The following is a 22327-nucleotide window of genomic DNA, read 5'->3' as shown; positions in this document are numbered from 1 at the left end:
GAGGCGCCTTCTACTTTCTCGTCCACTGGATCATTTCCGGCTCAGTTGCGAACGTGTCGCATTTGGGGACAGGGTGGGCTCATGCACGTGCCAGATGGATTCATCGACCTGCCGACCTCCGCGGCGACCGGCGTGGTGGCCGCGTCGGCGGTCGCGCTCAGCCTGCGCAAGGCCGCGCCCGAGATCCGTGAGTCCGGCCCGGCGCTGCCCGGTCTGGTGTCGGCGTTCATCTTCGCGGTCCAGATGGTCAACTTCCCGGTCGGCGCGGGCACCAGTGGCCACCTCCTCGGCGGTGTGCTGGCCGCCGCGCTGGTCGGCCCATGGACTGGTCTGCTGTGCATGACGGTCGTGCTGCTCATCCAGGGCGTCTTCTTCGCCGACGGTGGCCTGACCGCCCTCGGCACCAACATCAGCGTGATGGGCATCGTCACCGTTGTCGTCGGATACGCAGTGATGCGAGGGCTTCTCGCGGTTCTGCCACGTCGCACATCGAGCGTCTCGGCGGCCGCCTGCGTGGCCGCACTGGTCGCAGTGCCCTCCGCGGCGGTCGTCTTCACCGGCATCTACGCGATCGGTGGCTCGGTCGACATCCCCACGAGCAAGGTCGCCACGGCCATGATCGGCTGGCACATCCTGATCGGCATCGGCGAGGCCGTCATCACCACGGCCGTCCTGAGCGCCGTGCTCGCTTCGCGTCCCGACCTGGTCTTCGTCGCCCGTCACCTGCGGCGCGACCTGGAGCTGGTCGACGAGACGGGCGCGCGTACGACGGTCGCCGCCGACGCATCGGCCGGCGCCTCCGTCGGTGCCAGGCCCGTACGCCTCGGGCGTAAGCCGGTCATCGCGCTCCTGGGTGCCAGCGCCGTGGTGGCGTTCGGACTGAGCTACTTCGCCAGCTCCCACCCCGACGGCCTCGAGTACGTCGGACAGCAGTTGGGCTTCGACTCCAAGGACTCGGCCGTGTCAGGCGGGCCGATGGCCGACTACTCCGTCAGCGGTGTCCACAACACCTTCCTCGCGGGCGGGCTGGCCGGACTGATCGGCGTGAGCCTGACCGTGCTCATCGGCTGCGGCATCGCTTGGCTGATCCGCCGGCAGCGGCCGTCGGACCATGACGCCGCCGTGGAGCGCGAGTCGCTCACGGTCGAGGGCTGAGTCGTGGCAGCCACCCACGCGATTGCTGCAGTCCGGCCCAGCACGGGCGCGGACGCACTCCTGATCCGCCGGGAGTCCGTGGTCCATCGGTTGCCGGCCCAGGTCAAGCTCGTGGCACTGCTGGCGTTCGTCGTGGTCGTGGTGGCCACTCCCGCCCGCGCATGGCCGGCCTTCGTGGCGTACGCCTCCCTGCTGGCTGCCGCCGTCTGGCTCGCTCGGCTTCCCGTCGCTGCCGTAGCGCGGCGGATGCTGGTCGAGACGCCGTTCGTGGTGTTCGCCCTTCTGATGCCGTTCGTCGCGTCCGGGCCGACCGTCGATGTGCTCGGCTTGTCGGTCTCTCGGTCGGGCCTGGTCGGCGGCGCCCTGTTGCTCGCCAAGGCCACGCTCGGCGTCGTCGCTGCGATCATCCTGGCGGCCACCACGGACGCTCGCGCCATGCTCGTCGGTCTCGAAAGACTCCATCTGCCAGGCGTTCTCGTCGCCATCATCTCTTTCGCGGTCCGCTACCTGTCGATCGCGAGCGATGACCTGGAGAGGTCACGCATTGCCCGCCTTGCGCGCGGAGGCAGCGGTCGGCGTACGACACAGCTGAGATCCGTTGCGGGGACTGTGGGTTCGACGTTCGTCCGCACCTACGAGCGGGGCGAGCGCGTCCACCGCGCGATGCTCGCGCGCGGTCTCGACGGACCCATGCCCGTGCTGTCCGGTCGTGCGCCGACGGCGGCAGAGTGGCGTACGGCCCTGGCCCTGCCTGGATCGGCCCTGGTGGTGCTCGTCGTCGCCCTGGTCGTCACGTGAGTGCGCCCGCCCTGGAGGTGTCGCGGCTCGGGTTCGCCTATCCCGACGGACATCAGGTGCTCTACGGCGTCGACCTCACCATCGAGGAAGGGGAGCGGGTCGCCCTGCTCGGTCCCAACGGCGCCGGCAAGACCACGCTCGTCCTGCACCTCAACGGGATCCTCGGGTCCGTCGCTGGCGGCACGGGCACGGGTTCCGTTGCGGTGGGCGGACTTTCGTTGTCCAAGGACTCCGTCGCCGAGGTGCGCAGGAGGGTCGGGCTGGTCTTCCAGGACCCCGACGACCAGCTCTTCATGCCGACCGTGGCCGACGACGTAGCCTTCGGGCCCGCCAACCTCGGGCTCAAGGGAGACGCGCTGCGCGAGCGGGTCGAGTCCGCGCTCGCGGCGGTGGGGATGGAGGCGTACGCCGACCGGGCGCCGTACCACCTGTCGTTCGGTCAGCGCCGCCGCGTGGCTGTCGCAACGGTGCTGGCGATGGACCCGCAGCTGCTGGTCCTCGACGAGCCGTCCAGCAATCTCGACCCCGCGGCGCGACGTGAGCTCGCGGACATCATCAAGAGCCTGCCTGTGGCGGTGCTGATGGTGACGCACGACCTGCCGTACGCCCTTGAGCTGTGCGGGCGTTCGGCGCTGATGGACGAGGGCCGGATCATCGCGCAGCGCCCCACCAAGGAGCTGCTCGCCGACACCGACCTGCTGCACCAGCACCGGCTCGAGCTCCCCTACGGCTTCGACCCGCTCTCCGTCCCCTGAGCCCTCGCCGGTCGAGTAGGGCGGAGCGCTAGCGGAGCCCGTATCGAGACCAGGTGCACGCGGTCACGGGGTCTCGATACGGCTCGGCTAGCGCCTCGCCTACTCGACCGGCGGTTGGGGAGGGTCAGACGTCTTCGGCTTCTTGGGTGGAGGGGTCCCACTTGGTGATGCGGGCGGCCTCCCAGCCGCGCTGCTTGATCGCCTCGCGCGACTTGGCGCGGTAGGTCGGCGTCAGCCGCTCGACGTAGAGCTTGCCGTCGAGGTGGTCGGTCTCGTGCTGCAGGCAGCGAGCCAGCGTGCCGCCCTCGGCCTCGACGACGACCTCGTTGCCGTCGAGGTCGGTGCCGGTGACGCGTGCCCAGTCGGCGCGAGCCGTGGGGAAGTGCTCGCCCGGGATCGACAGGCAGCCCTCGGACCCGTCATCCGGGTCGAGGTCGGCCGTGCGGACTAGGCCCTTCTCCAGCACCGGGTTGATGATGTAGCCGCGCTGACGGACCTCGGCGCCGTCCTCGCAGTCGTACACGAAGATGCGCCACCGGGCACCGACCTGGTTGGCCGCGAGACCGGCACCGTTGGCCGCCTCGTTGGTGTCGAACATGTCGGCAACAAGGGTGCGGATGTCGTCAGTGACCTCGCGGACCTTCTTGGTCGGCTGGTGCAGCGCCTTGTGGCCGATGATGGTGATGGGACGAACGGCCATGCGGCGCTGGACCTCCGGGTCAGAAGTAGTCGGGCTCGGAGTCTGACGTGACGTGGCCGAGCTTGCTGTGCGAACGACTGTAAGTGAAGTAGATCAGGAACCCGACCGCCATCCAGACCAAGAACCTCAACCAGGTCTCGATCGAGAGGTTGAGCATCATCACGCCGTACGCCGCCGGTCGAGCCCCCGGCAGCAGCAGTGGCCGGGTGATCGACCCGGCCACTGCAATGCGCTCCTCCGACCTCGATCAGGTCCAGTCGTTGGCCCGGACGCTCTCGACGTACGGCTGCGGGCCGTCCTGGTCGATGACGTAGGCGAACCACTCCAGCTTCTGGTTCTCGGCGTACCTGTAGGTGCAGGTCTTATGGGTTCCGTTGCCCCCTGTGTTGCGGCAGTCGCGCCACTGGCCGCCCTCAACCTTGAACTTCACCCCGGCTGACCGGCTGTCGGCCCAGGTGTCGTAGACCGTGAAGCTCTCGGAGCCGTCGGCATTGTCGGGGTGGAAGACCCCTTTGGCGACGTGCTTCGTGGCGCTGAGCGATCCGTCGTATACGTAGCGGGGACCGCTCTGCGCGCTCGCAGGCGAGGCGGCGAACATGAACGCGGCAACGGAGGCGGCCGCGGTGAGTCCTATGGCTTGGGTTTTCAATGGTCGTCCTTCGGGTCTCGTCCTGTCGACGGCTCTCGTCGGCGGGTCGGGGCGACCGTATTCGGGAGCGCTAACGACTCGCTAACTGGTCGTCGATCGTCCTTCAGCCGCGCTCAGCCTGCGAGAAATTGACCCGATGTTCGCGGCAGATGAACGAGAAAGGGTAGTCAGTCGCCGCCGCTGGCATCCACCGGGTGGTGCGGCGAGACGTCCTCCCGGCTGACGGCCCAGCCCGGGTCGTTCTGCGCATCCTTGAGGTCCTGGCGGGTGGTGCGCGCCCGGCGTACGACACGGGAGGACATCAGCGACTCGTGCCGTTCGTGGCGCTTGTGCCACTTCGCGCCGGTGGGGCGTTCGGTCGGGGTCGGCTCGAGGTAGCTGCCCAGCCGGTGCAGCGGGACATCGGTCGACTCGGGCACGGGCGGCGCCGGCTCGCGGGGACGCTTGGGCTTGCTCGGCCCGCCGTCCGGACCTTTGCTGGGGCCCTTTCTCGGACCCTTTCCCGGTCCGCCGCTGGGGCCCTTGCGGGGTCCGTCGGGGCCTTTCTTGGGGCCCTTGTCGGATCCGTCGCCGTCGCTGGGGCTCTCGGGCTTCTTCGTCTCCGGGCTGGTGGCGTTGTCGTCGTCGCCGGTGCCGAAGATCTGGCCGCAGATCAGCCGGTAGGTGTAGTCGGGGTCGCGGACCCAGGAGATCCGCGAGAGTGCCTGGTCCTGGCCGGCGCTCTCCAGGACGAACGTGCCGTAGCCGAGCAGGCGGCCAATCGGAGAACGCGTGTAGCCCATGTCCGTGACACGAATCATCGGCATCATCGCGACCTTGCGGGTGATGATCCCGTAGAGCAGCAGCAGTCTCTTGTCCGTAGCGACGAAGTAGCTGAACTGCCAGTTGATCAGGACCCATGCCACGCGCACCACGAGGATGAACCACAGCCACCATGCAGCGTTGGTGAGGATGCCCATGCGGGCCGGCGCGATACTGCCGATCGCGATGACCAGGAAGAATCCGAGAATGGCGGTGGCGATCGGTTCGGCGCGCGCCGCCCAGTGCTCCTGCATGGCGACAACGACCTTCTCCTGCGGGAGACGGAACGGGTCAAGCCGGTTCTTGACGCGATCGTTGACCTTGACCCCGTCCATGGGGGCTACCCGTTCAGGATGTTGTCGAAGAACTGGCCGACGTTGCGGACGCCGTCCGTGATGATGTCCCAGATGTTGCGGACCATGTCAGCCGACTTGTCGGGCGAGGTCACAACGGCGTAGACCAAGAAGGCAAGCACCACCCACGGCACCAACTGCTTGATCTTCGTCATCGGATCCTCCAGCGGGACGGCGTGAGTCGATTCTGATCCTGCCACACTTGTGACTCGTGTGACTGGTGTGACACAGGGTCGCGCGCCGCGTCGTACGATCTGGCCTGCTATGACCGACCTGTCGATGACGTTGCGCGAAGCCCTCGAACGAGAGGCATCGGGCACCTCCACGGTAGCGCTCGCGGCCGCCGTCGAGCGACTCATCGGCCGCTACCGCGCCGTGGCGCCGGCGCGGGATCCGATCCTCGCTCGACCGGCCGACGTGCTGGCGTACGCGACCTACCGGATGCCCGCGACGTACGCCGCCGTGCAGCACGCGCTGACCCAGGCGGTGGCCGCCGGCCTGGGGTCCATCTCGACGGTGGCCGACCTCGGCGGAGGGACGGGCGCGACGGCCTGGGCGGCGGCGCAGATCTGGCCCTCGCTGGACCGCGTGACCGTGCTGGAGCAGGTGCCCGAGGCTCTCGATCTGGGGCGTCGGCTGGTGTCCGGCGCCGATCTCCCGCCGATCACCTGGACGCGTTGGCGGCTGGGCGAGCCCGTGCCAGAGGCGGACCTGGTGACGGTGTCGTACGTCCTCAGTGAGCTGACGGCGCAGCAGCAGGCTGACGTCGTGGCTCGAGCGCAGACCTCAGCGCGGCGGGCGGTGCTGGTCATCGAGCCGGGTACGCCGGATGGTCACCGTCGGATCCTCGCGGCGCGGTCGGCGTTGCTCGACCTGGGATGGACGCCGCTCGCCCCGTGTCCGCACGCGCTCGCCTGTCCGCTGGCCGAGCGCGACTGGTGCCACTTCTCGGCGCGGGTCAACCGGTCGGCGCTGCACCGCAAGGTCAAGGGCGGCGAGCTGAGTCATGAGGACGAGAAGTTCTCCTACATCCTCGCCGTCCCCTCGGCCGTCGGGGGAGAGCCGGCGGCGCGCGTCGTACGGCATCCGCAGAAGCGCAAGGGGCTGGTCGAGCTGCAGCTGTGCCGCCCGGACGGCAGTGCGGGACGCGAGATCGTCAGTAAGCGGCAGGGCCCGGCGTACAAGGCAGCGCGTGACCTCGAGTGGGGCGACGCCTGGCCGCCCGCCGACTGAACCCGCCCCGACTCGACGGGAACGCCAGGGCGGGTTGCCAGGTATCCCAAGAATTCAGACCAGACCCGTCGGCTCCCGTGACGCGGGTGCGCGGGTCCGCCACCGTCGAGGGATGAGCCAGCTCGCGGCCACCGCCACTGCGCAGATCACGACCACGACGTCACGCCCGTGGATCGTCCGGCGATGGCCGACGTGGCTGGCGGTAGCCATGTGTGCCTTGACCTGGGGCGGAGAGGCCTCCGATCTGGCCGGGCCGCTGGTGCTGCTGCCGATCGCGTACGTCGTGGTGGCGGCTGCTCGCGCGCGGCCGGCGACGTGGGCCTTCGAGATCACCCTCATCGCGGCGTACATCGTGCTGCAGGTCGTGGGTGCTCCGCAGCCAGAGGTCATGATGGTCGCGTTCGGAGTCGTGGCCCTCTCGGTCGGGCTGCTGCGCGGGCATGCGCATGACCGTCGGGTTCTGATGGTCCAGGGTGCTGGGCTCGCGTTGTTTGCCGGAGCAGCGTTCGCTGCCCTGCACGTCGACTCCGACCTGGCGCTCTGGATCGTGGCCGGCGGCTGGCTCGCGCACGGCGCGTGGGACGCCGTGCACCTGCGTGCGGATGCGGTCGTGTCGCGGACATACGCCGAGTGGTGCGGTGTGGTCGACGTGCTGATCGCACTGCAGCTCTTGATGGCCTGAGGGCGGATGCCCAACGCGGAGCCCAGCCACATCCAAAGAAGTGCTTGACGGTCGAGGGCTGCTCGGGCAGACTGCCAAACATGTCTTTGGGAGACGACGAGCAGACGTCGGCGTTGCGGGCCGTGGCGCATCCGGTACGCCTGCAGATGCTGTCGCTGCTGACCGGTGCCGAGATGAGCGCGGCCGAGATCGCCCGCGAGCTCGACATCACGCAGGCCAACGCGAGCTATCACGTGCGGGTGCTGGCCAAGTCCGGCCACCTGAAGGAGGTCGGCACGGAGAAGGTCCGCGGCGGCGTGGCCAAGAAGTACGCCTACGCCAGCGAGGCCGAGCAGGTCGCCCGACGGGCCGGCAAGCGTACGACCCCAGACCCCGAGGGCTGGCGGCTGCAGATCGAGGCCTTCAGCCAAGAGCTGCGTCGGCGCATAGCCGCCCGCAAGCCCGGCGGCAAAGGCAACATCACCGACGCCGAGCTGTGGGTGACGCCAGACGTCTGGGCGCAGGTCACCGAGCTGGTCCATGAGGCAAGTGCCCTGATCCACCAGAAGGCCAAGCCGCCACGTACCGGCGACACCATCAAGGTCAACATGCAGACGTTCCTGTTCGAGATGTACGACGGTCGCGAGGGCTCTCGGTGAACATCACCACGTCATGGGAAGCCTTGCAGGACAAGCGCTTTCGCTGGTTCTTCGTCGCGCGGTCTACGTCGCTGGTCGGCACGTCGATGGCGCCCATCGCACTGGCCTTCGCGGTGCTGCACGTCGACAAGAAGGCCAGCGCGCTGGCCATGGTCATGACAGGTCGGACTATCGCCCTTGTCGTGTTCCTGCTGATCGGCGGAGTCATCTCCGACCGGATGCCGCGACGGCTGGTGATCCAGATGTCACACGGGCTGACCGCGCTCACGCAGGGCTTTGTCGCATGGCTGATCATCAGCGGTCAGGCGACCATCCCGATGATCCTGGTCATCGAGTGCATCAACGGTGCTGTCTCGGCGTTCACCATGCCGTCGATGCAAGGACTGGTGTCACAGCTCGTCGAGCCGCGGCTCCTGCAGCAGGCCAATGCGTTGATGTCCTTCTCGCGCTACGGCACCCAGCTCCTGGGTCCGGTCATCGCGGGAATCGTCGTGGCCGGGCCGGGTGCCGGCTGGGCGCTCGCAGTCGACTCGGCCACCTATGTCATCGCGATCGTGGCCTTGGCCCGAATCGCTCTGCCGGCCGCGGTCCGGCGTACGAGCTCGATGGTGGCCGACCTGCGAGAGGGGTGGCACGAGTTCGCGTCGCGGACCTGGTTGTGGGTGATCGTCGTGGCGTTCGGCGCCCTCAACGCGATGCAGATGGGTGCGTGGGGGGTGCTCGGTCCCTACATCGCCAAGACCAATCCGGACCTGGGCGTGCGGGGTTGGAGCCTGGTCGTCTCCGCCCAGGCAGCCGGCGCCGTGCTCACCACGTTCGTGCTGATGCGGACGCACCTGCGACGTCCATTGCGGTCCGGGATGATCGGAGTCGCCCTGATGGCAGCGCCGATCTTCGTGCTGGGAGTGCAGCCCGCGACTCTTGTACTCGTGCCGATCGCTTTGGTCGCGGGCATGGGGATGGAGGTGTTCGGGACGGGTTGGAGCGTCGCGATGATGGAGAACGTGCCGGAGCACGCCCAGTCTCGCGTGTGGTCCTACGACATGCTCGGCTCGTTCATCGCGATGCCGGTCGGCGCCACGGTCTTCGGCTGGCTGGCCGCCGCGGCCGACCCCCGCACTGTGCTGGCGGTGACCGGTGTGGCCTACCTCGTGATCGCGCTCGGCACCTTGCTGGTGCCGAGCGTGCGCAACCTCGGACGCGTGAGTTCCATTGCAGCCAAAGAGGACTCGCTGGTCGAGTAGCCGGAGCGCTAGCGGAGGCGTATCGAGACCCGGTACACGCGGGCACCTGGTCTCGATACGGGCTCTGGTCTCGATACGGCTCGTTCCTCGCCTACTCGACCAGCGGTGGGCTACTGGGCGACGCCGTAGAGGCGGTCGCCGGCGTCGCCGAGTCCGGGGACGATGTAGCCGTGCTCGTTGAGCCGCTCGTCGACCGCGCCAGTGACGAGCGTGACCGGGACGTCGAGGTGACCGACCGCCTTGTCGAGCGCCTCGATGCCCTCGGGCGCGGACAGCAGGGTGACCGCAGTGATGTCATCGGCGCCACGGTCGATGAGGTACTGGATCGACATCGCGAGCGTGCCGCCGGTCGCGAGCATCGGGTCGATGACGTAGCACTGACGCCCGGACAGGTCGTCGGGCAGCCGGTTGGCGTAGGTCACCGCTTCGAGCGTCTCCTCGTTGCGTGCCATCCCGAGGAAACCCACCTCAGCCGAAGGCAGCAGCCGCACCATCCCCTCGAGCATGCCGAGCCCAGCACGCAGGATCGGCACGATGAGCGGCTTGGGGTTGGCGAGCTTGATGCCCGTGGTCGGGGCGACCGGCGTGACGATGTCGAACGGCTCGGTGCGCACCTCACGGGTCGCCTCGTAGGCGAGCAGCGTCATCAGCTCTTCGGCCAGGCGCCTGAACGTGGGGGAGTCCGTGTCCTTGGCGCGCAGGTACGTCAGCTTGTGGGCGATGAGCGGGTGGTCCGCGACGATGACGCGCATACGCGAGACTCTAGCTGTGAGTGAGCTGCGACCACCTGCCGTGCATGCGTCATACGACGCGTGGATGGCTTCCGCTCTCGCGCTGGCCGGCGAGGCCGGTGCGGCAGGAGACGTACCCGTGGGTGCCGTCGTGGTCGACGCGGCGGGTGAGGTGATCGGTCAGGGGCGCAACCGGCGTACGGCTGACGGCGACCCGTTGGCGCACGCCGAGGTCGTGGCGTTGCGCGATGCCGCCGAGTCGCGCGGCGGTTGGCGGCTGGACGACTGCACGCTGGTGGTGACGCTCGAACCGTGTCCGATGTGCGCGGGCGCAGCGCTACAGGCGCGGATCGAGCGGATCGTGCTCGGCGCTTGGGATGCCAAGGCCGGTGCGTGCGGCAGCGTCTGGGATGTGGCCCGCGAGCAGCGCGCGCCGCACTGGATCGAGGTCGTCGGCGGCATCCGCGGGCAGGAGTGCGCGGCGTTGCTGACCGACTTCTTCCGGGAACGCCGGTAGTCAGTCCTGACCGCCGGACCCCAGCTCGAGGACGCGCGCGATCAGGGAGCTGCGGTTGGTCGTTGCCGTCTTGGTGAGCAGATTGCCGATGTGCTTCTCGACGGTCCGCGGTGAGATGTGCAACCGCTCGGAGATCTCGCGGTTGGACAAGCGCTGCAGCAGCAGACCGCAGACTTCGTGCTCGCGCACCGTGACACCCAGCTGGCGCAATGACTCGGGCACTCGCTCATAGCCCTCCCTATGCTGCGGCACCGGTGCGCCCAGGTCTCGCAGCAGCCGGCGACAGGCGCTCGCGATGGTGATGAGCCCCAGAGAATGGAAGTACGCCTCCGCTGCCCGGACGGGCCCGACGGGATCAGCCCACCCATGGCGGTGCGCATCGGTAGCGACAAGCCGCCACGCGAGGTGGCGTGCGACGGGGTAGATCTCAGCGGCGACCTCGGCCCGGGCGGCCGCTTGCTCGGCTTCGTCCGTGTCGCCGTCTCGGCCCAGCAGAACGGCATGAGCGAAGTGGAAGAACTGAGCGGTCCAGCGCACCTGCCCGGACTGCCGCGCGGCGGCCCAATGAAACTCCGGCCAACCTGCTCTCTCGTTCAACACCTCGAGCAGAAGCGCCAGGCCATCGCGCCCGCTGCCGGACGCGGCCGCGAGGCTCATCGAGTCGTCCGAGGTGGCGCGCCGGAGCTCCTCTCGCGCTTCCTCCGGCTTCTCCTCCAGGAGCGAGCAGAACGCGCGCGCCAGGCCCGAGCTCAACGGCAGCTCGTACGAGGATCGGACCGGCCAACGAGACAGGCGCAGCAAGACCTCCTCCATCTGCGATCGCTGACCGCGATGGGCGAAGGACACGGCGTGGGCCAGCATCCCGTAGGTCGCGGCACCGTCGATGTGGAGTCTGATGGCGGTCTCGACCACAGAGGCCGCCATCTCTTCAGCCTCGACGTGGCGACCATGCAGCGCGGCCTGCATGGCGAGGAGCGATTGTGCTTCGTAGGAGGCGTAGACCGCACCGACGCTCTGCGCCTCGCGGTGCGCTCGCTCCAGCGCGTGGGTCGAGCCCAGGTCGAGGCAGTCAGTTCCAGCCAGGACCACCTCGGAGTAGGCGCGCACCATGGGCAGCCGACGCTCTTGCGCCAGGGCGGATGCTCGCCGCAGGTGGGCGCGGGACTGGTCCAGGTCGTGCACTCGCGCGATGACACCGAGGAGCTGCCACGCCTCGCACGCCACAATCGCGTTGGGGAGCTGGTCAGCGACGGAGGCCGCACGCTGCGCCAGGGCAGCAGCGACCTCGAGGCGAGCGGTGTGGGTTCCGGTCAGGACCAGACGGGCCTCGACGACATCGACGGGAGCCGAGACCTCTGCCGACGACGTGTCATGAAGAAGCGCTCGCGCGGCGCGTACGTGCTGCCAGGCAGTGTCGAGCTGTCCCGCGGCATGCGCGAGCCGAGCGGCGCGCGCATGCAGGTCGACATGATCGGGGACGGGACGGTCGACGTCGTGCTGGTGGAGCTCGGCGGCCAGCTCGAGGCCCAGGTCGAAGCGACCGATCTCGGGCAGGACCGTCAGCAGGTCAGCACGGACGTCCACGAGACCCGGCGTCCCTGCTGGCGCGCTCAGGACGAGTTCGTGGGCTTCTTCGAGAAGGCTCGCTGCGGATGACGGTGCGCCGAGGGCGAGCGCCCGCCGGCCGGCCTCCGCGAACAGCTCACTCGCACCGACGAGGTCACCGATGGATCGCCGCATGCGAGCCAGCACGACGCTCAAGTAGTCGTCCGATGATGCTGTCGACTCGATGGCAGCCACGGCCCGTCGGGTGAGGAGGTCACGCTCGGTGCCTGTGAGACTGCCGCGGAGCACGTCTCCGATCAGAGGGTGGCCGAAGGTGTACCAGGGGTCACCGGCTCCGTCCTCGACCGCGATGATCTGGGCCGACTGAGCTGCCGCCAGCAGCTCGCGTCCGTGGTCTCCGCTGAGTTCGCAGATCTGAAGGATCAGCGCGGCCGGGAAGCGGTCACCGAGGATCGCAGCGGACCGGACCATTCGGGATCCCTCGGCCCCGAGCTGCTCGATGCGTTCCAGAACCGCGCCGGTCATCGCCGCCGGCCTCGCCACAGGCGCGGACGAGTGTGCGGAACCCGTCCGTGGGGTCGACCAGCCGCGTCGGAGCCCGTCGTGCAGCAGCTGCTCGATGACGAACGGGACGCCGGCGCTGTCGTGCCACAGCTGCTCCAACCCCTCGCGTGGCACCACCTGGCCAGGGTCGAGCGACGCGTGGACGAGCTGGACGGTCTCGGCCTTGGAGAGCCTGTCGAGCTCCAGGGTCTGCACGGACGACCGCGAGGCGCGCTGCAGCAGCGCGCCCATGCTGGTCGCCCCTGAGCGAAAGGCGCCGATCACGACGACGGGAACGGCCTCGATGTGGTCGATGAGGTACTCGAGCAGGTCGAGCGACTCGGAGTCGCTCTCGTGCAGGTCGTCGAGGAAGAGCAGCGCACCGTGCTCTCCGGCGATGTACTGAAGGAGGCGGAGGACTCCTTCGGCGAGAAAGAGCGTCGGGCTGGATTCTGCGGACACATTGTCGGCCCATTCAGGAATGATTCTTCCCAGCAATGGGCCGAACGGGCCGAATGTTTCTCGGGGGGGAATTGGCTCCACCCGCGACCAGGACCACACGGCCTCGCAAAAGGGTCGAAAGGGAGCGGTGGGACCCGACGTCGCCGCCCGGCCGCGCAGGCACCGCATTCCACGACTCTCAGCCTCGTCAAGGACAGCCTCGGCGAGCCGTGTTTTCCCGACGCCCGCCTCGCCCGATATGAACCGAGCTGCCCCGCGACCCGCGATCGCGCTCGACAGGGCTTCCGAGAGGTCGGCGGTCTGTGCGGCTCGACCGATGAGAGCGGGCCGTGCCTGCGGACGGCCCGCTCTATCGACTGGGCTCAATGCCTACGTCGGGTCCGTGAAGGGGCCGCCCGGTGAGATCGTGAAGATGCCGCCATCAGACGTGGTGTAGCCGAACTCGATGGGCTGGTCGGCGAGAGCCCGTGCTCGCGCCCCGATCGTGGAAGAAGACAGTGCGCGCGGGCTGGGCAGGCCGCCGACCGGGTCTGGTACGGGCTGGGTCGACCGTGAATCCATGACTGCTCCTTCGTGAGGCGAATGCGCTACCGGTCGGTCGTTGAATGTGGGCTCGACTCAAGGCTCATAAGAGACGGACAATGCCCCTGAAAAGCGAGTCGTAGCAACCCATATCCCACCCCGGCCTGACCTGATAGCAGACTCTGGGAGTCTACCCCGGTCGGAGTGCCGAACACCGTCGTTTCGTCATTCTCCAACCGCCGCAAGATTGCGTCGGACCGGCGTTCCAAAGCGGCAGTAGCGCGCCCATCATCGCCCTCCGAAAGAGTGATGAGGAGGTCTATCGCACCGAGCTCGCCGTGGCACAGGCTCACGTCCGGCTGCAGCGCGCAGGTCTCCATCAGGTTCATGTATCGGTCGGTCGTTGACGGTCCGCCATACGCCAGGTCTGCGATGGTGATTCCTCCGAATCCTTCGCACCAGCCCGTGTCGTCGCTGGGTGCGCGCTCGACGCCGTCGGCAGTCGCGGTGAGCCGATCAGTGGACGGCATCCCGGCCCGAGCGAGGGCCCAGTCGATGCCGTCCTGACCGGACAGGAAGCCGGCCGGGACCCGGTGCGCGGGAGGGTTGCGAGCGGTGTCGACCAGCGCGGCCACGAGCTGTGGGTCCACGGGCAGGCCCGCATCGCCTACGGCCAGCACAGCGGCCAGTCCTCCGGCCGCACCATCAGCGAGCAGCTGCTTCGTATCGGTGATGGACGGCTCGATCAGCTGGACTGCGTTCAGAGCACTGCGCCGAAGGTCTGAGTCGTCGAGCAGGGTCGACAGGCGAGCCAGGCCATACGCGATACCCCCGAGCCCGTGCAGACCACATCCCACGGTCTGCAGCGTCGCCCTGTCGCGGGCGATGGCGCCGAGTACTCGGTCGATCGGAGTCATCGCCGCGGCGGCGGTGTCCAGGAAGTCCTGCCGGTCAAGCCGGCTACCGAGCTCGGCGAGGAACAGCGAGACCCCGACATAGCCGTACGTGAGGCCAGCGCCCATCGCTCGTATCGACCAGTGCACCTCGTCGATCAGCTCCAGCCCGAGCCAGTTCGCCCGGGTGGTGTCGCGGTGCGCGCGCCGCATCAGGTCCTCCCCGATCCGGCTGGCCAGGCGGAGCGCTCGCTCGGGGTCGGGGGCGGCGGCAGGGTCACCGAACGGGATGCTTGGTTGTGCTCGATGAAGGATCGGCTGGGGCCGGCTGGCCAGGCTCGCCGAGATGATCCACAGCTGCTCGGCCAGATCCTCCGATCCGAGCCCGGCGACCTTGCGACGGACCGCGTCCTCGGCGCTCTCCGCCAGCAACCCGGTGTGCCGTCCGCCGACGGCGTCCTCGAGATCCCGTGACCCCGGCCGCGTCACGAACATCGGAATGTCGCCGCGCCACAGGTCTGCCCGCTCCGCATCGGCCAACGCACCTCCCACGTCGTGGGTGTTCTCGAGTGCCTCGACCAGGAAGCGGTCGCGATCCGTGGCCCGCCGCAGCAGGCCCGGATGGAGGATGTCCTCGAGCAGCCTGGTGTAGGCAGCCGTCATGCGCACGACGTAGCGGCACGAGTCCTCTCGGCAGGACCCGATCAGAGCCAGCAGCTCCTCGCGGTGTTGCCTGACGGCGTCGTACGCCGTCACGAAACCTTCGCGCAGGGCGGGCTCCTGGTCGCGTGGCTCCACGAACTCACCGTCGAGGGACGGGCGGTTGCTGGCCGTAGGCGCGATGACCGGCGCAGGCACCAGGTGCATGAGGTCGGTGCCGGCGGACGCCCAGGCCCGGCCGTCGTACGGCGCCTGGACCTCGTCGTCCCCACCCATTCCGGAGACGTCCCAGACGCCAGATTCACCGGCGATCAGCTGAGGGAGGAGCGCTGTGCGTCGTACGGACAGCGCGAGGGCTCGGACCGCTGGGTCGGTCCATCGGCCGTGCTGTCCGGCCGGCGTGGGGTGGAACAGCGTCTCGACGTCGACCGCGCACGGGTGGGCGCCCGCAGCTATCAGGTTCTCGAAGTGGATGTCCGTCCCGTCGAGGACGTACAAGATCGCCAGCAGGCCGCCCAGCCGGCGGTAGAACGTGGCGACCTCCTGGGCGCTGGAGCAGGGCGCCGCGTCGACGAACTCGCACCAGCCGTACCCGTCGCCGAGGACGACCTGGGGAGATCGAAGGGCCAGATCGGTGTGCCCGTTCAGCCAGGCCACGATCTCGTTGAAGTGGTCGAGGATCTGCAGCGGGCGGGGCTTGTAGACGACGGCACGCCCAGAGCCGAACCGCGCGATCAGGACGCTGCGCCCACCCCCGTGGTCGTCGCCGGCGGCACGCAGGTCCGTCAGAGGCCCGGGTTCCACACCGCCGAACAGGCGAGCAGTGATGTGGGGTAGGTCGGTCTGCAGGCGATCGCAGAACTCTTGGTAGGCACGCGCCTTTGCTGCACACGTCGTCGCGAGGGTGCGACCCAGCAACGGGTACTGGTGGATCGTTCGACGCAGACCACCGTTTGCGAGCTGATTGGCGAAATCGGCGAACCGCGCGGTCGGGGAGTCGCCCGCGAGCTGGCCGTCCTCACGGAGGCGGTGCATCTCGGTGACCAACGTGCGCACGGCCAGCTGCAGGAGGCGCTCGTCGAGGTGGTCCACGCACGCGGCCGCGACCACCGGCTGGTCGATGTCGCGCGCGGCCTCCTCTGCCAGCGGCCTGAGCGAGACCTGCAGCTGTGCCTGCCAGGTGCGGCTGTCGACTCGGCGGCCAGTCGCACCCAGCGTCCGATCGATGAACGAGGCCCAGCCCGGCACGTCGTCGGTCCCGCGGACCTCACGTTCGAGGAGGCCGGGGAACCACCACGGCCGCGTGTAGTCGCGCTCTGCAGACGTGCGCACACGCCGAACTATGGCACCGCGCCTACGGGTACTTCTGACAAATGGTGGGGGTCCCGCAGGAAACCTGGGTGCCGCGCTCCCATGCCTCGACAGCGGGGCGAGACCTTCACTGATGGGCATACGGCGGCCGTCGTCCCACGGGCCGTCACCGAGGTCGCGAGGGGGTGAACTCGATGAAGACGATTGCGATCCGCAAGCCCGGCGCAGTGCGCCTCACAGGTGCGATGTCGCCGCTGTACTCCGCTGGCTGTGGGGGTACCCGCCCGGTCTGACGCTCGCTCTGACTCACCTCGGTCGACGACTGCGCCGACCGTCTCCTTCTGAAAGGGATCCCATGAAGACCATTGCTGTTCGCCGTTCAGGTGCTGTCCGACTGACCGGTGCCATGTCACCGCTGTACGCCGGCGGTTGCGGTGGTGGCGGAGGACTGACTCCGAACCTGCCGACCCAGGCCCTTTGAGCAAACCCAACCAAACCTTCACACAGAGGAGCACATCATGAAGTCGATCTCGGTACGTCGTACCGGCGCTGTCCGTCTGAGTGGCGCCATGTCCCCGCTGTATTCCGGTGGCTGTGGTCAGCCCACCTGTCTGGCTGTCATCCAGTGCCCCTGAGCTAGACCCGTCCCGGGCCCGTCCTGTCAGCGGGCCCGGGACACCCAAAACCCTTGCCACCATTGCCAATCGGGAGACCTGTCATGACTGACTCCAGCGTCGTCGTCAGCGATGCGCCCTCGGATGCCGCCGCTCTGGATCTCGACCTGCCGGTGGCGCTCTACCCGCTGACCTATCTCGAAGAGGGGGACGAGGTCACCGTCGGACGAGTGGACATCGACTCCTACTGCGTACTCCCCGCCGACGGCGCCCAGGTCCTGCGCCAGCTCGGGTCAGGTAAGACTCCCCGAGAGGCCGCCGACTGGTACGCCGCGACCTACGGCGAGACGGTTAACATCGGCGAATTCCTCGAAGCCATGCAGGAGCTCGAGCTGATCGCTCCCGCGGGTGAAGGAGCGCCGGTCGAGCTCAAGCCCGTCCGATGGCAGCGCCTCGGTCAGGCGATCTTCTCGCCGATCGGCCTCGTGTTCTATGTCGCGATACTCGCGCTCGGGGTGCTCGCGATGATCGACACCCCCTTGGCTGCACCGAGATTCGAACACATCTTCGTCAGCAAGTACCTCGTCGTCATCGAGCTCGTGATCTTCGTCGGCCAGATCCCCCTGGTCCTGCTGCACGAGTCGGCTCACGCCCTAGCGGGACGCCGGTTGGGGCTGAACACGTCTCTCGCAGTAGGGCGTCGGTTCTATTTCATCGTCTTCGAGACACGGATGGATGGTCTGGTCTCCGTGCCGCGAGGCAAGCGTTACCTGCCGATGATCGCCGGGTTGCTCACGGACGTGCTGGTCATCTGCAGTCTGACCTTCGCGGCGGTGGCCATGGGCGCGCCCTACTCCGATGCCCCGTTCATCGCCCAGGTGTTCCTGGCGTTGGCCTTCGGCACTCTGATGCGGGCGATGTGGCAGTTCTACTTCTACCTTCAGACCGATCTGTACTACGTCTTCGTGACGGTCCTGGGCTGCAACGACCTGCAGAAGACCTCTCGCAAGATCCTCGCCAACCGCTGGTGGCGACTGCTGGGCCGCAAGGACAGGCTGTACGACGAGTCGACGTTCCACGCCAAGGACCGGGCCGTAGGGCGTTGGTACTCCTGGCTGCTGGTCGCCGGCTACACCTTCTCGATCATCACGCTGGCGATCTTCGTGATCCCGGCGATGTGGCACCTCGCCACGATGGTTGGCGACATCTTCCAGCCCGGTACGAGCGCCCTACGCCTTGCCGACGGAATTGCCTTCTCGGTGCTCAACATCGGGCAGTTCGTGGCCGCGTTCTGGCTCGCTCGTCGCGAGCGGCGTGAGCGCGTTCGGACGCCCGAGTCCACCCTCGTTCTCGACTAAGGAGCCATCATGCGTACACATCTGTGGATTCGCGCGTCTCTACGAGCGGCCCGCGAGAACGGCGTTGAGAACGCGGATCTCGTTGGTACGTCGCTGGTCTCGTCGCACACCGTCGACGCCCATCGGCGGCTCCGGGGGCCGTACACAGCGATGGGGAGTCTGTGCCGCGACCTGTTCAGCGTCGAGCCTGGCGCGGTCCCAACGTTGGTACGAGACCACGAGATCGAAGTGCTGACGGTTGCTCCCGAGCTGCGCGCGAGTGTCGAGGCGGTCCGCGAGACGCTGACTTCTCTGGCGGTGCCGCAGGAGCGCACCCGGTTCTACTCGCGCTACCGGACGCTGCGCATCGCGCACGGTCTCACTGAGCTGGTCCGTGACTCGGTACGCGAGGGAGGCGGTCCGCGGCATCTCGTGGTCGAGAACGCGCATCATGCGGATCAGACTGATACCGAAGCGATCTCGGTGATGCTTCGACGGCTGGACCCTGCCGAGATGCAGCTGGTGATCTGTACCGACGACAGCGAGCTGCCGGACGATCTGGCGCAGGCGCTCGAACGGTACGCCGTGGTCCACGAACCTGCAGACCCCACGTGGACGGGCGGCCAGGGAGACCTGGCAGAGGCGTACCTCGCAGGTGACTGCACCAGCGATGATCCTCTGCTGAGGTCGGCGTACGACGCGATCGACGACCGCGCTCGCGCCGCACTGCACGATCGACGCTTGGAGCAGCTGCGCGAGTCGACGGAGTTCTCGTGGCGGCTCGGCGCCATCCCGTTCCATGCGGAGCATGGGTCGGACCCTGCTGGTGTCGGTGCGGATGCGCTGCGCGAGGCGCTGGACTACTGCATCAACACCGGGTTCTATGAAGCGACAGTCGATTTCGGCAAGCGCGGTCGGGCCGTCATCGACTGGCGTGAGCAGGGCGAGCACTGGTGGGCCTTCACCACCAAGATGACGACATCGCTCGCCGCCCTCTCTCGCGCCGAGGAGGCTGAGGCGCTCTACCGCGAGGCTCGCGCGTTCACCATTGCGCCCGAGATCCACCTGCAGGCTGCCTATGCGACGGCGATGCTCTACACCAGGCATCACGAGCCGACGAAGGTCGACGACGAGCTGGCCAAGGGGTGGATCTACCAGGCGATCGCCTTTGCAGATCTGAAGACGGACCCCAAGCAGCGCGCCTTCGAGGGAGTCTTCCAGCGCAACGGCCTGGCCCTGATCGAGGCGCACATGGGCAACCATGCCGAGGCCCTCAGGCTGGTGGACGAGGGGATGGCCCGGCTGGACCGTGAGCTCGAACCGGACGAGCACACGTTGCACCGGTCCGTCCTGCGCTACAACCGCGGGCAGGTCTATCTCGCCCTCCGACGCCTGGACGACGCTCTGGCCGACTACACCGCGGTCATGGAGATCGATCCGAACTACCCCGAGTACCACTTCGACCGGGGCAACCTGCTGCGACGGATGGGGCGGTACGACGAGGCGCTCGCCGACTACGACCGGGCCATCGAGCTGTCACCGCCGTTCCCCGAGGTCTTCTACAACCGCGCCGACCTGAACCTCGAGCTCGGCAACATGGAGACCGGGATGGCCGACCTGGACTACGTGCTGGAGCTGCAGCCGGAGTACGTCGACGCGCTGGTCAACCGAGCAGGCCTGCGGGTGGCCGCCGACGACCTCGACGGGGCGGAGCGCGACGCCCGGGCGGGTCTGGCGGTCGACCCCGACAACGTGCTCCTCCAGTGCGTCGTCGCCCAGGTCGCAGCGGCGCGCGGCGATGTGGCAGCGGCGCGTACGGCGTACGACGCGGTGATCGAGGCCGACCCGCAGCTCCAGGCGGCGTGGGCGGGACGTGCGGTCCTCGCGTATGGCGCCGGTGACTTCGAACATTCGGTCGCCGACATGCACGAGGCGGTCGCGCTGGGCGAGTCGGCGGAGCTGCTGTTCAACCGTGCTGTGGTGCTCAAGGCCATGGGCCGACGCGACGAGGCGATGGCCGATCTCGACCGGGCCCTGGAGCTGGCCCCGGATGATCCCGAGGTTCTCGCCGAGCGGCAGCAGCTGCTGCACGCCGTGGCCTAGCCATGCGCGGGGGTGTGGCGGGCGCGTTCTACGAGCTCAAGGTCCAGGAGATCACCAGGTTGGCGGAGTCCGCCGTGGCGATCGGGTTCGACGTGCCTGAGTCACTGTCGTCGACCTTCGACTTCGTGCAGGGCCAGCACGTCGCCGTGCGAGCCCCCGGGACGACGGACTGCCGCTTCTTCTCGATCTGCACCTTCGCGGGTTCGGGTCGGCTGCGGATCGGCGTGCGGCTCGGTGGAGGGGGCCGGGTGTCGCGCGTGCTCGGGCACTCGGTCGGCGTCGGCGACGTTCTCGACGTCAGCCCACCGGCAGGAGCGTTCCACACTGCGCTTCACCCGGCGAACAGTCGCCACTACGTCGCAGTGGCAGGCGGCAGCGGTGTGACCCCGATCCTGTCCATCGTGTCCACGGCGCTGCGGACCGAACCCATGAGTCGAGCAACACTGTTGTGTTGCAACAGGACTCGCGACTCCATCATGTTCGCGGATGAGCTGAGGGCGTTGGAGCGCGAGTACGGCGACCGACTCCGAGTGGTGCATGTGCTCACCCGGGAACGCGCGTGGAGCGGGACCCTCACGGGTCGGGCAGCCGTCCGTGAGTGGTGCCGGGACATGCTCCCGAGCGCGGACGACTGGTTGCTGTGCGGGCCCCCCGAGATGGTGCTCGAAGTCCGCGAGCTGCTCCTGAGCGGCGGTGTGAGCCTCGATGCGGTGCACACCGATGTGACGGTCCCGACGCGTCGGCCGGTGGCTTCGCCTCAGTAGCTGGTGTGGCCGGCGCTAGTTGCTGCCGCTGCTGGACGCTGCGCCGGCTGCGACGGACGCCATGATGGCCGCGTTGATCGCGGCCTGCGCGTCCGAGATCGCCTTGCCGACCGCGGCTCCCGCCCAGTTGCCCTCAGCGATCGCCTTGGCCCGCTGCTTGAGCTCTCGCTTCGAGAGGCCGCCTTGCTCGCCGAAGACCGTGGGCACCGCGTCCACGGCGTGGACCAGGGCGATCAGCGATCCGGTCCGTGCATCTGGCGGCGTCGAGCCCAGCAGTACGCCTGTCAGGGTCCGCTGATTGGCTTGATGGGCGGTGGGGTTGAGCACGACCCAGTCCGACGTGGGAAACAGACCCAGGACCTTGCGCCGGTCTTCGCGGACGTATCCGTTGACGGCCAGCCCCCCGTAGATCCTGCCGCGCAGTCCCTTGGCCACCTTGCCGAGGACGTCCTTCGGCTTCTTGCCCTGACGCTGGACGAAGATGGCCAGCGCGCTGTCGAGATGCGGGTTGCGCAAGGGCGTCGCGCTGAGGATCTCGAGTCGACCCTTGGCATTGATCGTGACCCTCTCGGCCAACGCCAGCTCGCTGAGCAACGCGCCGGCCAGGCCGAGGTCGACCTTGTTGCCGGCCGCGCAGAGCTTGCCGTCGGGCGATGTCACCAGCAGGAGGAACTCTTCGGCGATGAGCATGTTCTTCACGATAGGTCGCGGCTCGCCCGACGCGGATCCGTCGAAAGGCTGAACCTTCTCAGTCTCAAGGACGGCCTGGGAGGCGATTCAGAATGCCGTTTGGCGGTCTGCGACGGCCCTGTTCGTGGCCTCACATGCCCAGCTGCCCGGCCAGCTGCCGTCCGCAATGGCCCGCGCGCGTCGCTTGATATCGCCTTTGGACAGCCCGACCCGCTCGGCGAAGACCGCTGGCATGGCTTCAACGGCATGGATGAGCGCGATCAGCGCACCAGTGCGGGCGTCCGGCGGAGTCGACCCGATCAGGACGCGGGCCAGCACGTCCCGAGTCGCCTGCTGCTCTGCCGGGTTGAGCACGGGCCAGTCGGCCTTGGGAATGAGCCCGAAGAACTTGTACGGCTCCTCCCTGACGAACCCTTGGACCGCGAGTTCTCGGTAAGTCCGGTTTCGCAAACCCTTGGCGACGCGGTCGAGCACGTCCTTCGGCCTGTCGCCCTCGCGCTGGAGGATCAGGAGTGGTCACCTGCAGCAAGAACTCCTCCGCGATGAGCATGGCCTCACGATAGGTCGGTCCGAGACAGGAGCGGATTCGTCGCGCGCCGGAGCTGT

Annotated in this window: 22 protein-coding genes; 11 read left to right on the top strand and 11 right to left on the bottom strand. The window is 68.2% G+C overall.

Annotated elements, in window-relative coordinates:
* The first annotated feature begins 81 nt into the window (after window positions 1-81).
* From VV02_RS24395 to VV02_RS24385, 3 genes are read left to right on the top strand one after another with little or no spacing between them, the layout of a single operon-like run.
* On the top strand, window positions 82-1155 hold the full coding sequence (locus VV02_RS24395; protein WP_052595907.1) for an energy-coupling factor ABC transporter permease: 1074 nt from the start codon (window positions 82-84) through the stop codon (window positions 1153-1155).
* 3 nt (window positions 1156-1158) lie between these two features.
* The gene (gene cbiQ / locus VV02_RS24390; RefSeq protein WP_245633184.1) at window positions 1159-1953 is read left to right on the top strand and encodes a cobalt ECF transporter T component CbiQ; all 795 of its coding nucleotides are present in this window, start codon (window positions 1159-1161) and stop codon (window positions 1951-1953) included.
* The gene (locus VV02_RS24385) at window positions 1950-2708 is read left to right on the top strand and encodes an energy-coupling factor ABC transporter ATP-binding protein (protein ID WP_052595906.1); all 759 of its coding nucleotides are present in this window, start codon (window positions 1950-1952) and stop codon (window positions 2706-2708) included. Before cbiQ ends, VV02_RS24385 begins: the two co-directional genes overlap by 4 nt.
* Before the next feature lie 124 nt (window positions 2709-2832).
* On the opposite strand, the gene def is transcribed toward VV02_RS24385, so the two are convergent.
* The 5 genes from def to VV02_RS26755 form a co-directional block, all read right to left on the bottom strand.
* Window positions 2833-3408, bottom strand: coding sequence for a peptide deformylase (gene def / locus VV02_RS24380; RefSeq protein WP_052595904.1), 576 nt, complete (start codon window positions 3406-3408; stop codon window positions 2833-2835).
* Window positions 3409-3427: 19 nt separating this feature from the next.
* Window positions 3428-3631, bottom strand: coding sequence for an amino acid permease C-terminal domain-containing protein (locus tag VV02_RS24375; protein WP_052595902.1), 204 nt, complete (start codon window positions 3629-3631; stop codon window positions 3428-3430).
* A gap of 24 nt (window positions 3632-3655) precedes the next feature.
* Complete coding sequence (locus VV02_RS24370) at window positions 3656-4057, bottom strand: hypothetical protein (RefSeq protein WP_157063548.1); 402 nt, start codon at window positions 4055-4057, stop codon at window positions 3656-3658.
* 167 nt (window positions 4058-4224) lie between these two features.
* Window positions 4225-5193: a PH domain-containing protein gene (locus tag VV02_RS24365; RefSeq protein ID WP_052595899.1), complete on the bottom strand. Its 969-nt coding sequence runs from the start codon at window positions 5191-5193 to the stop codon at window positions 4225-4227.
* A 5-nt stretch (window positions 5194-5198) separates the two neighbouring features.
* Window positions 5199-5366, bottom strand: a complete 168-nt coding sequence (locus tag VV02_RS26755; protein ID WP_169787750.1) for a hypothetical protein — start codon at window positions 5364-5366, stop codon at window positions 5199-5201.
* A gap of 109 nt (window positions 5367-5475) precedes the next feature.
* Between VV02_RS26755 and VV02_RS24360 the strand changes: the two genes are divergently transcribed.
* The 4 genes from VV02_RS24360 (at window position 5476) to VV02_RS24345 (ending at window position 9008) form a co-directional block, all read left to right on the top strand.
* The gene (locus VV02_RS24360) at window positions 5476-6444 is read left to right on the top strand and encodes a small ribosomal subunit Rsm22 family protein (RefSeq protein ID WP_052595897.1); all 969 of its coding nucleotides are present in this window, start codon (window positions 5476-5478) and stop codon (window positions 6442-6444) included.
* Between the two features lie 112 nt (window positions 6445-6556).
* Window positions 6557-7126, top strand: a complete 570-nt coding sequence (locus VV02_RS24355; protein ID WP_052595895.1) for a hypothetical protein — start codon at window positions 6557-6559, stop codon at window positions 7124-7126.
* Between the two features lie 80 nt (window positions 7127-7206).
* A complete protein-coding gene (locus tag VV02_RS24350) occupies window positions 7207-7764 on the top strand; it encodes an ArsR/SmtB family transcription factor (protein WP_052595893.1) in 558 nt (185 codons plus the stop codon).
* Window positions 7761-9008 (top strand): MFS transporter, encoded by a 1248-nt coding sequence (locus VV02_RS24345; protein WP_052595890.1) that lies wholly within the window; start codon window positions 7761-7763, stop codon window positions 9006-9008. Before VV02_RS24350 ends, VV02_RS24345 begins: the two co-directional genes overlap by 4 nt.
* A gap of 110 nt (window positions 9009-9118) precedes the next feature.
* On the opposite strand, the gene upp is transcribed toward VV02_RS24345, so the two are convergent.
* The gene (gene upp / locus VV02_RS24340) at window positions 9119-9760 is read right to left on the bottom strand and encodes a uracil phosphoribosyltransferase (RefSeq protein WP_052595888.1); all 642 of its coding nucleotides are present in this window, start codon (window positions 9758-9760) and stop codon (window positions 9119-9121) included.
* Window positions 9761-9776: 16 nt separating this feature from the next.
* On the opposite strand from upp, the gene tadA reads away from it, so the two are divergent.
* Complete coding sequence (gene tadA, locus VV02_RS24335) at window positions 9777-10256, top strand: tRNA adenosine(34) deaminase TadA (RefSeq protein WP_281177325.1); 480 nt, start codon at window positions 9777-9779, stop codon at window positions 10254-10256.
* Here the strand turns inward: tadA and VV02_RS24330 are convergent, their stop codons facing one another.
* From VV02_RS24330 to lanM, 3 genes are read right to left on the bottom strand one after another with little or no spacing between them, the layout of a single operon-like run.
* On the bottom strand, window positions 10257-13193 hold the full coding sequence (locus tag VV02_RS24330) for a helix-turn-helix transcriptional regulator (protein ID WP_083450406.1): 2937 nt from the start codon (window positions 13191-13193) through the stop codon (window positions 10257-10259).
* A 3-nt stretch (window positions 13194-13196) separates the two neighbouring features.
* Complete coding sequence (locus VV02_RS24325) at window positions 13197-13388, bottom strand: hypothetical protein (RefSeq protein ID WP_052595884.1); 192 nt, start codon at window positions 13386-13388, stop codon at window positions 13197-13199.
* Between the two features lie 26 nt (window positions 13389-13414).
* Complete coding sequence (gene lanM / locus VV02_RS24320; RefSeq protein ID WP_052595882.1) at window positions 13415-16234, bottom strand: type 2 lanthipeptide synthetase LanM; 2820 nt, start codon at window positions 16232-16234, stop codon at window positions 13415-13417.
* Between the two features lie 697 nt (window positions 16235-16931).
* Between lanM and VV02_RS24315 the strand changes: the two genes are divergently transcribed.
* Genes VV02_RS24315 through VV02_RS24305 form a run of 3 tightly spaced genes read left to right on the top strand, consistent with a single transcriptional unit; the run spans window position 16932 to window position 21031 of the window.
* Complete coding sequence (locus tag VV02_RS24315) at window positions 16932-18185, top strand: hypothetical protein (RefSeq protein WP_052595880.1); 1254 nt, start codon at window positions 16932-16934, stop codon at window positions 18183-18185.
* A gap of 9 nt (window positions 18186-18194) precedes the next feature.
* Window positions 18195-20267: a tetratricopeptide repeat protein gene (locus tag VV02_RS24310; RefSeq protein WP_052595878.1), complete on the top strand. Its 2073-nt coding sequence runs from the start codon at window positions 18195-18197 to the stop codon at window positions 20265-20267.
* Window positions 20268-20269: 2 nt separating this feature from the next.
* The gene (locus VV02_RS24305) at window positions 20270-21031 is read left to right on the top strand and encodes an FAD-binding oxidoreductase (RefSeq protein WP_052595876.1); all 762 of its coding nucleotides are present in this window, start codon (window positions 20270-20272) and stop codon (window positions 21029-21031) included.
* Window positions 21032-21046: 15 nt separating this feature from the next.
* Here VV02_RS24305 and VV02_RS24300 read toward each other — a convergent pair whose 3' ends face one another.
* Window positions 21047-21721, bottom strand: a complete 675-nt coding sequence (locus tag VV02_RS24300; protein ID WP_157063547.1) for a GOLPH3/VPS74 family protein — start codon at window positions 21719-21721, stop codon at window positions 21047-21049.
* An 87-nt stretch (window positions 21722-21808) separates the two neighbouring features.
* Window positions 21809-22228, bottom strand: a complete 420-nt coding sequence (locus VV02_RS24295) for a GOLPH3/VPS74 family protein (RefSeq protein WP_281177346.1) — start codon at window positions 22226-22228, stop codon at window positions 21809-21811.
* Between the last annotated feature and the right edge of the window lie 99 nt (window positions 22229-22327).

Source organism: Luteipulveratus mongoliensis (assembly GCF_001190945.1).
Lineage (GTDB): Bacteria > Actinomycetota > Actinomycetes > Actinomycetales > Dermatophilaceae > Luteipulveratus > Luteipulveratus mongoliensis.
The sequence above is the reverse complement of the archived record's forward strand: the minus strand, read 5'-3'. Positions and strand labels throughout refer to the sequence as shown.

Bases quoted from the DNA above. Each gene is read 5' to 3' on its own strand.
- upp (WP_052595888.1), bottom strand. From the start codon at position 9,760: ATGCGCGTCATCGTCGCGGACCACCCGCTCATCGCCCACAAGCTGACG.
- VV02_RS26755 (WP_169787750.1), bottom strand. From the start codon at position 5,366: ATGACGAAGATCAAGCAGTTGGTGCCGTGGGTGGTGCTTGCCTTCTTG.
- VV02_RS24315 (WP_052595880.1), top strand. From the start codon at position 16,932: ATGACTGACTCCAGCGTCGTCGTCAGCGATGCGCCCTCGGATGCCGCC.
- def (WP_052595904.1), bottom strand. From the start codon at position 3,408: ATGGCCGTTCGTCCCATCACCATCATCGGCCACAAGGCGCTGCACCAG.
- VV02_RS24310 (WP_052595878.1), top strand. From the start codon at position 18,195: ATGCGTACACATCTGTGGATTCGCGCGTCTCTACGAGCGGCCCGCGAG.
- VV02_RS24360 (WP_052595897.1), top strand. From the start codon at position 5,476: ATGACCGACCTGTCGATGACGTTGCGCGAAGCCCTCGAACGAGAGGCA.
- VV02_RS24300 (WP_157063547.1), bottom strand. From the start codon at position 21,721: ATGCTCATCGCCGAAGAGTTCCTCCTGCTGGTGACATCGCCCGACGGC.
- VV02_RS24350 (WP_052595893.1), top strand. From the start codon at position 7,207: ATGTCTTTGGGAGACGACGAGCAGACGTCGGCGTTGCGGGCCGTGGCG.
- VV02_RS24305 (WP_052595876.1), top strand. From the start codon at position 20,270: ATGCGCGGGGGTGTGGCGGGCGCGTTCTACGAGCTCAAGGTCCAGGAG.
- VV02_RS24395 (WP_052595907.1), top strand. From the start codon at position 82: ATGCACGTGCCAGATGGATTCATCGACCTGCCGACCTCCGCGGCGACC.
- VV02_RS24325 (WP_052595884.1), bottom strand. From the start codon at position 13,388: ATGGATTCACGGTCGACCCAGCCCGTACCAGACCCGGTCGGCGGCCTG.
- VV02_RS24365 (WP_052595899.1), bottom strand. From the start codon at position 5,193: ATGGACGGGGTCAAGGTCAACGATCGCGTCAAGAACCGGCTTGACCCG.
- VV02_RS24355 (WP_052595895.1), top strand. From the start codon at position 6,557: ATGAGCCAGCTCGCGGCCACCGCCACTGCGCAGATCACGACCACGACG.